Annotated in this window: 14 protein-coding genes and 1 other RNA gene; 6 read left to right on the top strand and 9 right to left on the bottom strand. The window is 48.3% G+C overall.

What is annotated here, in order from left to right:
• Nucleotides 1-9: 9 nt before the first annotated feature.
• Nucleotides 10-573, bottom strand: coding sequence for a UPF0149 family protein (locus KIU71_RS03980; RefSeq protein ID WP_214129886.1), 564 nt, complete (start codon nt 571-573; stop codon nt 10-12).
• Nucleotides 574-704: 131 nt separating this feature from the next.
• On the opposite strand from KIU71_RS03980, the gene ssrS reads away from it, so the two are divergent.
• The 6 genes from ssrS (at nt 705) to serA (ending at nt 5,514) form a co-directional block, all read left to right on the top strand.
• A non-coding RNA gene (gene ssrS, locus KIU71_RS03975) (6S RNA) lies at nt 705-887 on the top strand.
• A gap of 22 nt (nt 888-909) precedes the next feature.
• The gene (locus tag KIU71_RS03970) at nt 910-1,803 is read left to right on the top strand and encodes a ribokinase (RefSeq protein WP_214129885.1); all 894 of its coding nucleotides are present in this window, start codon (nt 910-912) and stop codon (nt 1,801-1,803) included.
• Nucleotides 1,804-1,839: 36 nt separating this feature from the next.
• Nucleotides 1,840-2,781 carry a nucleoside hydrolase gene (locus KIU71_RS03965; RefSeq protein ID WP_214129884.1) on the top strand — a complete coding sequence of 314 codons (942 nt, stop codon included), beginning with the start codon at nt 1,840-1,842 and terminating at the stop codon, nt 2,779-2,781.
• A gap of 7 nt (nt 2,782-2,788) precedes the next feature.
• Nucleotides 2,789-3,397: a 5-formyltetrahydrofolate cyclo-ligase gene (locus tag KIU71_RS03960; protein WP_214129883.1), complete on the top strand. Its 609-nt coding sequence runs from the start codon at nt 2,789-2,791 to the stop codon at nt 3,395-3,397.
• Nucleotides 3,398-3,522: 125 nt separating this feature from the next.
• Nucleotides 3,523-4,179, top strand: coding sequence for a ribose-5-phosphate isomerase RpiA (gene rpiA / locus KIU71_RS03955; protein WP_214129882.1), 657 nt, complete (start codon nt 3,523-3,525; stop codon nt 4,177-4,179).
• Nucleotides 4,180-4,284: 105 nt separating this feature from the next.
• A complete protein-coding gene (gene serA, locus KIU71_RS03950) occupies nt 4,285-5,514 on the top strand; it encodes a phosphoglycerate dehydrogenase (protein WP_214129881.1) in 1,230 nt (409 codons plus the stop codon).
• Between the two features lie 79 nt (nt 5,515-5,593).
• On the opposite strand, the gene KIU71_RS03945 is transcribed toward serA, so the two are convergent.
• From KIU71_RS03945 to aceF, 8 genes are all read right to left on the bottom strand, one after another.
• Nucleotides 5,594-6,346: a DUF481 domain-containing protein gene (locus tag KIU71_RS03945; RefSeq protein ID WP_214129880.1), complete on the bottom strand. Its 753-nt coding sequence runs from the start codon at nt 6,344-6,346 to the stop codon at nt 5,594-5,596.
• 99 nt (nt 6,347-6,445) lie between these two features.
• Complete coding sequence (locus KIU71_RS03940) at nt 6,446-7,183, bottom strand: DUF481 domain-containing protein (protein WP_214129879.1); 738 nt, start codon at nt 7,181-7,183, stop codon at nt 6,446-6,448.
• 85 nt (nt 7,184-7,268) lie between these two features.
• The gene (locus tag KIU71_RS03935; RefSeq protein WP_214129878.1) at nt 7,269-8,096 is read right to left on the bottom strand and encodes an HDOD domain-containing protein; all 828 of its coding nucleotides are present in this window, start codon (nt 8,094-8,096) and stop codon (nt 7,269-7,271) included.
• 148 nt (nt 8,097-8,244) lie between these two features.
• Nucleotides 8,245-8,508 (bottom strand): DUF1289 domain-containing protein, encoded by a 264-nt coding sequence (locus tag KIU71_RS03930; protein WP_214129877.1) that lies wholly within the window; start codon nt 8,506-8,508, stop codon nt 8,245-8,247.
• A gap of 17 nt (nt 8,509-8,525) precedes the next feature.
• Nucleotides 8,526-9,266, bottom strand: coding sequence for a PepSY domain-containing protein (locus tag KIU71_RS03925; RefSeq protein ID WP_214129876.1), 741 nt, complete (start codon nt 9,264-9,266; stop codon nt 8,526-8,528).
• Nucleotides 9,266-9,976 carry an SIMPL domain-containing protein gene (locus KIU71_RS03920; protein ID WP_214129875.1) on the bottom strand — a complete coding sequence of 237 codons (711 nt, stop codon included), beginning with the start codon at nt 9,974-9,976 and terminating at the stop codon, nt 9,266-9,268. The genes KIU71_RS03925 and KIU71_RS03920 overlap by 1 nt, the downstream gene beginning before the upstream one ends.
• A 241-nt stretch (nt 9,977-10,217) precedes the next feature.
• On the bottom strand, nt 10,218-11,642 hold the full coding sequence (gene lpdA, locus KIU71_RS03915; protein ID WP_214129874.1) for a dihydrolipoyl dehydrogenase: 1,425 nt from the start codon (nt 11,640-11,642) through the stop codon (nt 10,218-10,220).
• A gap of 125 nt (nt 11,643-11,767) precedes the next feature.
• A complete protein-coding gene (aceF, locus tag KIU71_RS03910) occupies nt 11,768-13,834 on the bottom strand; it encodes a dihydrolipoyllysine-residue acetyltransferase (RefSeq protein ID WP_214129873.1) in 2,067 nt (688 codons plus the stop codon).
• Nucleotides 13,835-13,840 lie beyond the last annotated feature (6 nt).

Raw genomic sequence — 13,840 nt, 5'->3', positions numbered from 1 at the left:
ACATCAGCGTTAGTGAACTGTTGGTGGTGCTTCGGCGTCATCCAGTGGTGACTGACCGAGCTCGTTAAAGCACAACATTGACGAAATACGTACGTATTCTTCCACTTCGAAAAGTGCCTGTTCGGATTCTTCATCATCGTTCATCGCATCTTCCATTTTAGCGATTTCAGCAAAGTCTTCGAGCGCTTCTTTGACATCAACCGAGCACTGGCTCAAGTCATTCTGATACAATCCAAACCCCGTCATGAAGCCTTGCACATAATTGATCAACGCGGCGCCTCGGTCATTGATGGGCGCATTGTCATCAGGTAAACACAACGCCAGTGCAAAATCACTATCGAGTAACTGCTGGCTCAGTTGCGCATAAAGTGCTTCAGCCTGCTCTTTAACTTCAGTTGGTAGTGGCTCTCCAGCATTGAGCATATCGGCTATCGCATTTGGCCATTCGCGGTCGCTCAATGACATGCCCCCTGCCAACATGCCCGTCAGTAAACCTTGCAACTCGGCGGCATCACTACTCACCTGATGTCGAGACAGGGTGGATGAAAGGATTTCATAGGTCAATTCAGACAACGGATAGGTTCCTTATGATAGTCTGTCGGTTTCCCGATTTATAAGCTCCTATGCTAGCAAATTTGCAAAAAACTGCCTAGCGTGGGTTACGCATTTACGTTACCCTTTAAGCAGAAAACATCAACGCTTTATGCCTCCTGTGATATTTGCCAGTTTATTTTTGTCCCTGGCCGATGCTATTAAACTAGGAAGTTGATTCGACTGCTATTGTGCAAGCTCAGCTCGTACTGAGAAGCCTACGGCAGTGATGATATTTCCGCCCTGAACTTTCGGTTCACGGGCGTACTAATAAACAGCGGTATTGTGGGAGGCACCCCTCATTATGATAGGAAAACGATGGCGGTCATAAATTTCGGTTCGATCAATATCGACCACGTGTATCAGGTTGAGCACTTTGTGCAACCCGGTGAAACCATTGCTTCTACTGATTATCAGTTGCTGCTGGGTGGCAAGGGTGCCAATCAGTCGATAGCCTTGGCGAAAGCCGGTGCGGATGTTCGCCACGTTGGCCGAATCAATAACAATGACGCTCACATCAAGCAAACCCTGATCAAGCACGGTATTGATTGTAAGCATGTGCAATGCACCGACACTGCCTCGGGCCACGCCATGATCCAAGTGGCTCCCAACGGAGAAAATGCCATTGTATTATTCGGAGGCGCCAATCACGAATTAGACGCAAAAACCGTGATGGCTGCGTTGGATGCTGCAAAATCAACAGACTGGGTGCTTATTCAAAACGAAACCTCTGCGATTGAAGATGTGCTCACTCAGTCAAAAGAAGCCGGCTTGAAGCTCGCGTTTAATCCAGCGCCCATGACTGCCTCAGTAAAGGATTTACCTGCCGATTGTATTGATTTGCTTATCGTTAACGAAGTTGAAGCGTCTGAATTTGCCGCTACATCTAAACTTGATGACATAGAAGCCTTTTTTCATCAACACTGGTCTCACGCCGAAGTGATCATTACCCTTGGCAAGCAAGGAGTCGTTATGCTGCGCAAAGGTAGCCGTATTGAAGTGCCAGCATTCAGTGTTGAAGCTGTCGATACAACGGCCGCCGGCGACACCTTTATTGGCTATTTTCTCGCAGCCTACGCCGCGCACACAGAAGCAAAGCAAGCCCTGATACGTGCATGCGCTGCATCTGCAATAGCAGTAACAGTAGAGGGTGCTGCGCAATCTATTCCTGATCAGGATTCGGTCAATCGATTCCTGGCAAAATTCAGCTAGGCTGACTCAGCCTCACTTTTTCGGACACATTCGTATATGGCTCATAAAATAATTTTAGATACCGATCCGGGTATCGATGATGCAATGGCAATTTTCTTCGCTTTCCAATCTCCCGATATCGACGTACTCGGGCTGACGACGGTTTATGGCAACGTACCGGTCACGATGGCCGCGCGCAATGCAATGACATTGTGCGAGCTTGCTGGCCAAGACATCCCTGTTACGCAGGGCGTTGGAATGCCGTGGGTGGGTCCTGAGTCTGGCTATGCACACTTTGTTCATGGTGATGATGGTTTTGGTGACATCAATTTCCCTGCGTCAGACAAGCCACTCGACCCGCGCAGTTCCGCTCAATACATCGTTGATACGGTACGAGAACATCCTGGCGAAGTCACGTTGGTTGCTATCGGTCCATTGGGAAATCTCGCCTTAGCGCTCAGGCTGGACCCTGAGTTACCGAAGTTAGTGAAAGGAGTCAAAATTATGGGCGGCGCGGCATTCGTGAAAGGCAACGTTACCCCCGTGGCTGAAGCGAATATCTGGAATGATGCGTTCGCCGCTGAAATTGTTTTTGCTGCCGATTGGGATATTACGATGTTCGGTCTGGACGTGACCAACAATGTACCGTTCGATCCTAACTTTGTGGATATTCTTGCCGAAAAGAACGCTAAGTTGGGCGGCTTTGTGCAGCAATCAGCGCAGTTTTACATTGATTTCTACTCGCAAGGTCGTGATGATCGCGTATGCTTCTTTCACGACGCATTTCCGCTTGCCTACCTCATCGATGAGAGCTTGTTCGAGCTCACAGAAGGGCATATTCGCATTTCGACCGATCCATTGAATCGCGGCCAAACCTCTGTCGCACCAGTGGGTACAACCGCCAGCCCACTGTGGCTTGATGCGAAGAAAATCAAAGTCGCCACCAAGGTAGATCACGCGCGCCTGACTTCACTATTTATCGATACCTACGCTCAGTAGTACACTGATGGTGGAATCAGTCGCACAACAAAAGGCGTCGCTTAGGCGCCTTTTTCGTCAGCGCCGAAACGCGCTGTCTCAGCAGGCTCAGAGGGATGCGGCCCAAGGGGTTTGTGCGCAGTTTTTTGACCATGTTGCACCACCAGAAAACGCCAAAATCGCCGTGTTCATCAGCCATGATGGGGAAATTGATTTATCGGCGCTTTGCCATGCGTGCTGGGACAACGCGATAACCACTTATTTGCCCATCGTTGACCCGCAACGTGCGGGCCACTTGCGCTTTTTTCCTTACCGTGTAAATACCATTTTTACGCCCAACCGATATGGCATTCCGGAACCCACCTTGAACGATGCGGCAGAACCCAGTCTTCAGCCTATCGCCATCACAGAGCTGGACTACCTATTGATGCCGCTTGTGGCTTTTGATAAGCAAGGCAATCGGCTTGGCATGGGGGGTGGGTACTACGATCGGACTCTTGTTGATGTGACCACACTGCAATTAATCGGGGTCGCGCACGATTGCCAGCAGGCGGACACATTACCCACAGAGCCGTGGGACATCCCACTGAACAGTATCCTCACGCCAACGCGCTACTGGCAGTTTGAGAAAGCATAATCCCTATACCATTTCTTGCGCACAAACCCGTGCGCCAAAGGCCGTCATCGGATTGACTTTTAGCAGCGATAGCGCAATTTGTACGCTACACTATCGCTTCCTTGCAGAACAATGGATGAATGCTTATGAATCAAGATGACAAGAAGAAAGCTGCCGCTCAGGCTGCATTAGACTATGTGACTGATGACTGTATTGTCGGCGTCGGCACGGGCTCAACAGTAAATTACTTTATTGATGCATTAGCATCAGTCAGCGATAGGATCCAGGGCGCAGTGTCCAGCTCAGATGCGTCCACGGCCAAGTTGAAAAATTTGGGCATTGAAGTACTCGATTTAAACAGTGTCAGTGATTTCGACATCTACGTCGATGGCGCTGACGAAATTACCGAACATAAGCACATGATCAAGGGCGGCGGCGCGGCACTCACGCGCGAAAAAATTGTGGCCGCTGTCGCAAAAACCTTTATTTGCATCATTGATGATTCAAAACAAGTTCCGGTACTCGGAAAGTTTCCTTTGCCGGTGGAAGTGATCCCCATGGCACGTTCCTATGTCGCACGGCAAATCGTCAAATTGGGCGGCGACCCTGTTTATCGGCAAGGTGTGGTAACAGATAACGGCAATGTGATTTTAGATGTTCACAATATGAGCATCGTCGATCCTGTTGACTTAGAAGCAAAGCTCAATGGCATCGTTGGGGTTGTTACCAATGGCCTATTTGCCCATCGTGGGGCTGATATTGTGCTTGTTGGTGGCGATCAGGGTGTAAAAACGTACAAGTAAGCAATTTTCGCTTCCTTGTCGCGGAAACATCTGCTATTTTTCAACTTTATTTAGACGTCCAGATGTCTACTTTTATAACCAAGTGCGTGGAGAGAAGTCAGTATTATGAGTAAAGTGTCGCTGCCAAAAGATAAAATTAAAATATTGCTTTTAGAAGGGCTTCACCCCAGTGCAGTAGAAACGCTTCAAAGTAACGGCTACCACAATATTGAAAGTGTAAAAACGTCTTTGCCAGAAGATGAACTGATTGAGAAAATTCAGGATGTCCATTTTATCGGTATTCGTTCACGCACACAGTTAACTGAAAACGTGATTGCCGCAGCGTCTAAATTAGTCGCGGTAGGATGTTTTTGTATCGGCACCAATCAAGTTGATTTAGAAGCGACTGGGAAGCGCGGAATTCCGGTGTTTAACGCCCCATTTTCAAATACGCGCTCGGTGGCTGAGCTGGTGCTTGGCCAGATCATTTTGCTACTTCGTGGCATTCCTGCGAAAAATGCCAAAGCACACCGTGGCGAATGGGACAAAAGTGCTGTTGGCTCTTACGAGGCACGCGGTAAAACGTTGGGTATTATCGGTTATGGCCACATTGGTACACAGCTGAGTATTCTGGCTGAGCACTTGGGTATGCGCGTACAGTTTTACGATATCGAAGACAAACTGGTGCTGGGTAACTCTACTCAGGTAAAAAGCTTGAAAAAGCTGCTCAACACATCTGACATTGTAACTCTACATGTGCCAGAAACGAAACAAACCAAAAACATGATCGGTGAAAAAGAACTCGCGCAAATGAAAGACGGTGCGATTCTTATCAACGCCGCACGCGGCACGATCATCCAGATCGACGCTTTGGTGCAAGCACTGAAAAACAATAAACTCAATGGTGCAGCAATCGATGTGTTTCCGGTCGAGCCTAAATCAAATAGCGAAACCTTTGAATCGCCATTGCGTGCATTCGACAATGTGATTCTTACACCCCACGTGGGCGGGAGTACGCAAGAGGCGCAGGAAAATATTGGTATTGAGGTGGCAGGAAAATTAGCGAAGTACAGCGATAATGGCTCGACGCTGTCGGCGGTTAATTTTCCTGAGGTGTCGTTACCGGCGCATACGGATTCGTCACGCCTGTTGCACATTCACGAAAACCGCCCTGGGGTGCTCACTCAAATCAACAGAGCGTTTGCCGATAAACAAATTAATATTCTTGCGCAATACCTGCAAACCAAAGAGTCTGTTGGTTATGTGGTGATTGATGTTGAAGCAAACCGCGCGTTGGATGCGTTTGCTGAGCTTTCTCAAATTGAGGGCACGATTAAATCACGCGTTCTGCATTAGGGTTTGTTGATCTTAGGTTTACAAATCAATAAGGAGAGCTCTCGCTCTCCTTATTGGCTAACAATACACATACCGAGGCTTAAAAGAAGCTGTAAACCAAAGTCACTGAGGTTTCAGTATCAAGGTTATCGCGGTCTTCTGCCACTTCACTGTTGTGGTCAAGTTTCACTGACAGCTTCATCGACAAGCCACCTGTTAACTTCGCCGTCAGCGCGCTCTCTGCACGCGATTTAGTATTTTCCGAACCAACTTCGGTACTGAACGTTTGGGTAAACTTCGCATTGTCCGACAGCGTGTAACGGTAATTTAATGCGCCACGCAAAATAGCACCATCAAACGATTCACCATCCTGAGTCTCAGCGAATGAATAACCCGGACCCACACTGTAGTCAAAGCTGCTGGTCTTATTATCCCAAACCTTTTGGTTCCAACCTGCTGCAATGGTGCCTTGATATTTAAAGTTGCTGAAGCGATCATCTTCGTATGACGCAAATCCAAAGACACGGTGGTTCGGGTTGTCTAACTTGTAATTTGCCTGCCCGGATGCGAAGAATTTTTGTGCTGAGGTTTGATCCACTTCTTCAGTCTGACCCTGCTCATTAGTGATTTCAACTTGATCTTGTTTATAAAGCCCCTCAATCAAGTATTCATTGCTCCAGTCTCTTAGCTCGTGTTTAGCATTCAAGCCGGCTGTTACTGAAGTGGTTTCTGTGTTACCGGTTGTAAAAATCATGCCGAACTCACCGTCTAAGGTAAATCCAAGTTCAGGTTGGTCCTGAGCCGTTGCGGAAAATGTAGTCAGCAACGCAGTCGCTAATACGAGTTTCTTCATGTGTTGTCCTTATAGAGTTTTTTCGCATCGAGTGAACGATGCCTGATTCTGAGCGGGCGCGTAAAAAATCAGCGACCCGCTAAATGCAATTAATTTCGGTTAAAAAAATTGGTAAACGAGTGCAATGGACGTTTCAGTATCCAGCGCCTCAGTAGCACCTTTCGCGCCACTATTGTAATTCATAATAAATGACAGTTTCATCGCAAGCGAGCCCATTATTTTCGCCGAAATCGAGGTCTCTGAGCGAGATTGCGTAACCGATTCACCTGCTTCAGTACTGATGTACTGTCTTAATTTAGCACCCGCTGACAGTTGCTGTTTGTATTCAAGCGAGGCGCGCACGATAAAACCGTGTCTGTCTCGATCTTCCTGGCCGTCATGAGTCACCGCAAAACCGTATCCAGGACCGACACTGTAGCGCAGCTCATAATTCTCTTCATCCAACGCTTTTTGCGCCCAGCCTGCAGCGATAGCGGCTTCATAATCATAATCGCTGAAACGATTGTTATCGTATTGACCAAACAGGAAAAGCCGGTGATTGGGGTTGTCTAATTTGTAATCGAACTGCGCGTTAGTGTACAAGCGCTGCGCAGTGACATCAGACTGCTCTCGCCCCTCGACCATCACATCACTTTGCTGGTATAGCATCTCTAAATGAAACCGATTGCTCCAGTCAAACGTTTCGTGATCGGCATCAAGACCCGCCTTGATACTTGTTGCCTCGGTATTTCCGGTTGCTAATAAAACGCCCAGCTGCGCTTCCATCGTAAAAATTTCGTCTTCAATTTCTTGATAAGGCTCAAAATCCGGATAATACACTGACTTAATGATACTCATTCGTGCCCAACAATTTGGTGCCACAACCAGCAGGAGTAAAAGTGTACTTAGCAAGAGACGGTTCATAGACTTTTCCGATCTTTTTTTAATGTAAAAGAATACTGGCAACGCGGGCCGTGTCCGATTCAGCGTGTTCAGACACACTGACTATCGTTTCATCGGTTAAGCCGAGCGCGGGTTGCGTGCTATTCTGCCACAATGCAATCGACTGATACTTTGCCTTGTCTGATTGCACCAAAGCGATTTGATCAGCCAGCGTCATGATTGCAATATCGGTATCACGCTCCACAAAGTGACTCTGATGCATATGCTGTACGGGGAAATACAGCGACACTGGCATGCGCCACTGCTCCATAATCAAACCACTACACTGTGCAAACGTGAAACCAAAACAGGATTGCTGCCGCTCCCACGGTAACCCACTCAGGGCTTGCGCCTTGTATGCACTAAACTGTTCAGGCTGCTGCTGTGCAATCACTAACGTCGACAGGCCTTGCAAAATACCCATGACAAAAAACCGCTCAGGTGCCCGCTTTTTCAATTGTTTAGCAAACCCTTTGGCCGCCATACCGCAGTACACTGAGTAATGCCAGTGACGCTGAACATCAATGAGGTCATTGTCAAAATGCTGAAACGCTGATGATGCCGTCTCTGCCATAACAATGTTATACAATGCCTCACCACCGACTACGCTGATTGCTTTGGTCAAAGAATCAATTTGATTCGGAAAACGAAATAACGCGCTGTTGGCAAGGCGTAAAACCTTTGCGCTTAGATTGGCATCGACTGCAATCAAGCCCCCCACGTCATCCAAGTGATGTTTACCACTATCAAGCATCGTTCTCAATCGCAGACACACGTCTGGCATTGTGAATGACGAAGTTGCGTATTGTGCAATGGACTCAATCGGCATGCCGCACTCTCTGACTTGAATTCGGAAAATTATAACCTTAAATAGCGCGTGTATTAACCCTCTAGCGCGAATTAGACCGAAATCTCTTGCTAGTTTGTCGTTAATTTACGACAGCCTATCGTATGAGTGACGCTGTTTGACAACAGCGTTAGAACAAATCCTGCTGTCGATCGTCATTTTGGGTTGAGCCAGGCGTTTTATTTGACGACCGTTTAGCGCGACGCTGACATGCCTGAATGATAATTCGTTTAGTGGCGTCATCTACCTTGGCCCAATATAAACGTTCCTCGCGGCTTCGGTAACATCCTTGGCAGAAACCCTTTGTATTCACCTGGCAAACGCCGATACATGGGCTCGGGATTGCAAAAAACTCCAGTTGCTGGAGTTCCGGGAAATCGGACTTTGTGCTCATCGCGTCGTTCCCATCGTCTAACCCGTCGACCGGCGTTGCCGGAACCACCTATGACGAAGCCAATGTAACACCAGTGCAAGGCCAGAGGCGGTGAAAAACAGCGTGACGATAGCAAAAATGATCAGCAGTGGGTTATTGAAGTCGCTTCTTTCATCATAGTCCATAATATGTAACATCCAGAAAATATCAAAGAGACGCCATATATCGCTTCGCACCTTCAGCACTTCACCCGTCATCGGGTGGAGATAGAATGTCGCGTGACTCCAGTCGTCGAAAACAACCTGATAAACTGGCTCCGTCAGTCCTGAAGCCTCCGCAGGCGGCACCGGCAAGTACGCAATCGAGTCGATATCAGCAGTGCCTGAAAAGCGTGCTCGGGCGGCAAAGGCAATATTTTGCTCAGACAGCGGCGACGCGGGTTTCAAGTTACCCTGCTCTACAACAAAGTAGTGTATAGAATTTGCTCCGCCAGCCTTGTCGGTCGTTTTGACCAGTGTACGCACAGCGCTGTGCGTCCACGCTACGGAGTCGAAGCGGGTGATATCAAGCATCAACGGCAATTGGCTGCGATGTACGTTAGTGCTCTGAGACCACTCGGGGGCATGATCGGTTTGTGTAACGGCTTGATGAATCAAATGTTTTCCATGCACAAGGTCAAGCGGCATTGCGCTCATATAAACGCCACCTGCAACCCACATCAGCACTTGCAAACCAACTATTAACCCTAACCAACGATGAACTTGTCGAAAAATACGCATTAGTCAACCAGATAGTAATTGAGCGTAGTCACCACTCTGACTTTCTTAATGTGTGGGGTGTTTTGGTCGCGCGACCCTACGCTGAACTGCCCTTGTGACGCATACCGTATTTGGCCCAGTTTGCTATCAGAATCCTGAGCAAATTTCTGGGCCACCTCGCGCGCATTTTTGGTTGCCTCTTCAATCATGTCAGGTTTGACATCATTCAAGCGCGTAAACAAATATTCAGTTTGATCGTAGTAAGCGTCACCTCCCAGCGCGATGCCTTGCTTGATCAAGCTACTGATTTTTCCCATAACAGCACGAATGTGCTGCACTTCTTCTGAATACACAGTAACGGTTTGTGCTGCCGTGTAGCGCAGTTCAGGCATTGGCCCGCCACCGTATTGATTTGCCCATTTATCCGTAATTTGGGGCCGTGATAGGGAAATGGCGTCGCCAGCCACGCCTTGTTCTTCCAAAAACGCCGTGATCGCGTTCGCGGTTGCGTCCATTTGCGCATACAAGGTCGACAACTCGTTACTGGCTTCGACAAATTGAATTGGCCAGATGACCTTATCGGCCGGATATTCGCGCTCAGAAAGGCCTTTGACCACCACATTGCGGTCGATGGTTTTGAAGCGAACAATGGCGTTGGAAAGTTGATAACCCAAGCCGAGTATGGCAATCAATATAACGATACTGAACAACAGTGACGGTGTTTGTTTCATTCTGCGCCTATCCGCATGAGATATGTTGACTTCGTTTTACCATGACCGTGCACAGAGTAAAAGCAACACGTGTGTAACCCCTATCGTTCGATCCGATACGCAATGTATGGCCAACGGCATTCAGTCGAGGCTTAAAGCGCTGCTGGACGATCGCGCCGAATAATCTGATGATGAAGCGAAGGTATAAAAAAACGGCTACTGACAGAGTCAGTAACCGTTTTGATCGTATTCACTAAGAGAACTATTTTTTCTTTTTAGCCTTGGGGTTAGGCATGTCGGTAATACTGCCTTCATAAATTTCAGCCGCTAAGCCAATAGACTCATTCAACGTTGGATGCGCATGAATAGTCAACGCGATATCTTCCGCGTCAGCACCCATTTCAATCGCCAACCCAATTTCGCCTAACATCTCACCCGCGTTCGTACCCACCATAGCACCACCAATAACGCGGCCTGAATCTTTGTCAAAAATCAGTTTAGTCAAACCGTCAGTTGCTGCTGATGCAATCGCACGCCCGGATGCTGCCCACGGAAAAGATGCCGTTTCGAAGCTAACGCCCTGCTCTTTAGCTTCTTTTTCAGTTAAACCAACCCAAGCCACTTCTGGCTCAGTGTACGCAACCGAAGGAATACACTTAGGATCGAAGTAATGCTTCTTGCCGGAAATCACTTCTGCAGCAACATGGCCTTCATGTACCGCCTTGTGCGCTAGCATGGGTTGCCCAATTACATCACCAATCGCGTGAATATGCTTTACATTGGTACGTAATTGTTTATCGACATTGATAAAGCCTTTGTCGTCAACGTTCACACCGGCCTTATCTGCATCAAACATCTTACCATTGGGCTTGCGCCCTACAGCCACTAACACCTTGTCATAACGAACCGGATCAGACGGGGCGTTTTTACCTTCAAAGGTCACGTAAAGTCCGTCGTCTTTCGCTTCGACGTCAGTTACTTTAGTTTCCACCATCACGTTCATTTTGCCTTTTAACGTTTTGGTGTAAACCTTAACAATATCTTTGTCTGCGGCAGGAATGAGCTGATCCAAAAACTCAACGACGTCAATCTCACTGCCCAGCGCGTTGTAAACCGTGCCCATCTCCAGACCGATAATACCGCCACCCAGCACAAGCATTTTTTTGGGAATATCCGCCATTTCAAGCGCGCCGGTTGAGTCGATCACACGCTCATCATCTTTTGGAATGAAAGGAAGGCTTACTGGCTCAGAGCCAGCCGCAATAATGGCGTGTTCAAAAGTGATAGTGGTTTTACCGTCATTACCTTCGACTTCCAGCGTATTGGCACCGGTAAATTTACCGTAGCCTTGTACATGCTTGACTTTGCGCATTTTTGACATGCCTGACAAGCCTTTGGTCAGCTGGTTTACCACACTGTCTTTCCAGTCACGAATTTTGTCGAGATCAAATTCAGGCTCGCCGAAGGTTACGCCGTGCGCCGACAAGTGCTTGGCTTCCTGAATCACTTTAGCCACGTGTAGCAACGCTTTCGAAGGAATACAGCCCACGTTCAGACACACGCCACCTAATGTTTCACGCGCATCTACCAAAACGGCTTCTAAACCTAAATCAGCCGCCCGAAATGCCGCCGAATACCCACCAGGGCCTGCACCTAACACGACTACCTGAGTTTTAATTTCGCTCATTATGACCTCAAATCAATTTCGAAAAACACCAATTGCACAGAGTCTAAATGGCTGTGCAAGGGAGTGCAAAAATTATCAGCCTGATCTTAGCAGAATCACGATAAAATACAGGCTGAATTGTGCATTTACAGCAGTATTTGACGCAAATCGCCCAATACATTACTTAAATGCACTGCGAAGCGCGCCGCGACCGCGCCATCAATAACCCGATGGTCATACGATAGTGACAATGGCAGCATTAAGCGTGGCTCAAAGTCTTTGCCATTCCACTTAGGTTTCATCTCGCTCTTGGAAACCCCCAAAATAGCCACATCCGGGGCATTGACGATGGGGGTAAAGGCCGTTCCGCCGATACCACCAAGGCTGGAAATAGTGAAACAGCTACCCTGCATATCGGCAGATTTAAGCTTGCCGTCGCGGGCTTTGATACTGATTTCAGTCAGCTCTTTGGACAGCTCCATGATGCCTTTTTTGTCGACATCACGAACCACCGGCACAACCAGACCTCCCGGAGTGTCGACCGCAATACCAATATGGTAGTACTTCTTCTGTATCAGCGACTCACCCGACTCAGATAACGAAGTATTAAAGATCGGATAAGCCTTTAGAGCGTCCGCACAAGCTTTCATCATAAACACAAGTGGCGTGATCTTAACGCCCAACTTACGCTTTTCAGCAATCGCGTTTTGTTCTTTCCTGAACGCTTCTAAATCGGTGATATCCGCTTCTTCAAATTGCGTCACATGAGGAATGGTGACCCAGTTGCGGTGCAGATTCGGCCCCGAAATTTTTTGAATACGTGTTAACGGTTTCTCTTCCACCTCACCGAATTTACTAAAGTCGACTTTCGGTGGAGCAAGTACTTGTAACCCGCCACCGCCGCTAGACACGTTTGACCCTGCGGTCATTTTGGGACGCGATAATTCATACTTAACGAACGACTGCACATCCTCTTTGAGAATGCGAGTCTTAGGCCCCGTCGCCGTGACCTGTGTTAGGTCAACACCAAATTCACGTGCCAACCTACGCACTGAGGGTGATGCATGCACAGAGCCGCTAGGCTTGCGCTCACCGGCCGACGGGTGATGTGGTACCGGGGGCGGCTTTTGCGCAGAACCGGCACTGTCGCCAGACTGGCTCGATGACTCAGGCTGGGCCTTTTTGTCTGACTGTTTATCCTCTGATGACGTTTTTGAAGACGACTCAGACTCTTCAGCGGCCGTTTCTAGTAACAGGACCAAACTGCCCTTAGACACTTTATCGCCCACTTTCACTTTCAACGATTTCACCGTACCCGCTTCTGGGGCCGGCACATCCATCGTGGCCTTATCGGTTTCCAGCGTAATGAGACCGTCTTCCGCATTGATAGAGTCACCTTCCGCCACTAACACTTCGATCACCTCAACATCTGAGGCATCGCCAATGTCAGGGACGTTGACTTCAACCGTTTGGCTGCTGCCTTTCGAGCTTTGGCTGTCGCTGCGGTCTTTGCTGCCGCTGTCGTCAGCGCTTTCGGCTTTATCAGCCGAAGATTGCTCGTTTGAGCTATTCCCTTCACCTTCCAGTTCAAGCACAACAGAGCCTTTGGAAACCTTGTCGCCCACTTTGACTTCAATGGATTTGACGGTACCGGCCTGCGATGCAGGTACATCCATGGTCGCTTTATCGGTTTCCAAGGTGATTAGGCCATCTTCTTCGGCGACGGTGTCGCCCACCTTAACCAACACTTCAATCACCTCGACATCACTGGCGTCACCGATATCGGGAACCGTGACAGTGACACTATCTCCTGTTTTCGACGTGTTGTCGCCCGATGACTCAGTAGCCTCTTTGTCAGCGGTTTCAGTCGAACTACTATCACTCTCAGCCGTGTCACTACGACTTTCATCGTCGGCACCGCCATCGCTGGAGTCGCCTCCTGAATCAGCCTCTTTATCTGAGTCGTCGCTATCGTCTGAATCGATATCCATTAGCGCCAGCAAATCGCCTTGCTTAATTTTATCGCCGACGGCAATTTTAAATTCACTTAATTTGCCCGCAAACGGCGCAGGAATATCCATGCTGGCTTTATCACTTTCTACCGTGACTAACGAGTCATCTTCCGCTACCGAGTCGCCCGGCGATACGCACAACTCGATAACTTCAGCTTCTTCGTCACCAATATCGGGTACTAGAACGTCTTTAGTCGTCATTCAATT

Source organism: Alteromonas oceanisediminis (assembly GCF_018474025.1).
Taxonomy (GTDB): Bacteria; Pseudomonadota; Gammaproteobacteria; order Enterobacterales; family Alteromonadaceae; genus Alteromonas_E; species Alteromonas_E oceanisediminis.
This window is presented reverse-complemented; position numbering and strand designations above follow the sequence as displayed.

What these genes read in the sequence shown, in the direction of transcription:
- serA (WP_214129881.1), top strand. Translation starts at nt 4,285, where the DNA reads ATGAGTAAAGTGTCGCTGCCAAAAGATAAAATTAAAATATTGCTTTTA.
- KIU71_RS03965 (WP_214129884.1), top strand. Translation starts at nt 1,840, where the DNA reads ATGGCTCATAAAATAATTTTAGATACCGATCCGGGTATCGATGATGCA.
- lpdA (WP_214129874.1), bottom strand. Translation starts at nt 11,642, where the DNA reads ATGAGCGAAATTAAAACTCAGGTAGTCGTGTTAGGTGCAGGCCCTGGT.
- aceF (WP_214129873.1), bottom strand. Translation starts at nt 13,834, where the DNA reads ATGACGACTAAAGACGTTCTAGTACCCGATATTGGTGACGAAGAAGCT.
- KIU71_RS03930 (WP_214129877.1), bottom strand. Translation starts at nt 8,508, where the DNA reads ATGAGCACAAAGTCCGATTTCCCGGAACTCCAGCAACTGGAGTTTTTT.
- KIU71_RS03940 (WP_214129879.1), bottom strand. Translation starts at nt 7,183, where the DNA reads ATGAGTATCATTAAGTCAGTGTATTATCCGGATTTTGAGCCTTATCAA.
- KIU71_RS03960 (WP_214129883.1), top strand. Translation starts at nt 2,789, where the DNA reads ATGGTGGAATCAGTCGCACAACAAAAGGCGTCGCTTAGGCGCCTTTTT.
- KIU71_RS03945 (WP_214129880.1), bottom strand. Translation starts at nt 6,346, where the DNA reads ATGAAGAAACTCGTATTAGCGACTGCGTTGCTGACTACATTTTCCGCA.
- KIU71_RS03920 (WP_214129875.1), bottom strand. Translation starts at nt 9,976, where the DNA reads ATGAAACAAACACCGTCACTGTTGTTCAGTATCGTTATATTGATTGCC.
- KIU71_RS03925 (WP_214129876.1), bottom strand. Translation starts at nt 9,266, where the DNA reads ATGCGTATTTTTCGACAAGTTCATCGTTGGTTAGGGTTAATAGTTGGT.
- rpiA (WP_214129882.1), top strand. Translation starts at nt 3,523, where the DNA reads ATGAATCAAGATGACAAGAAGAAAGCTGCCGCTCAGGCTGCATTAGAC.
- KIU71_RS03935 (WP_214129878.1), bottom strand. Translation starts at nt 8,096, where the DNA reads ATGCCGATTGAGTCCATTGCACAATACGCAACTTCGTCATTCACAATG.
- KIU71_RS03970 (WP_214129885.1), top strand. Translation starts at nt 910, where the DNA reads ATGGCGGTCATAAATTTCGGTTCGATCAATATCGACCACGTGTATCAG.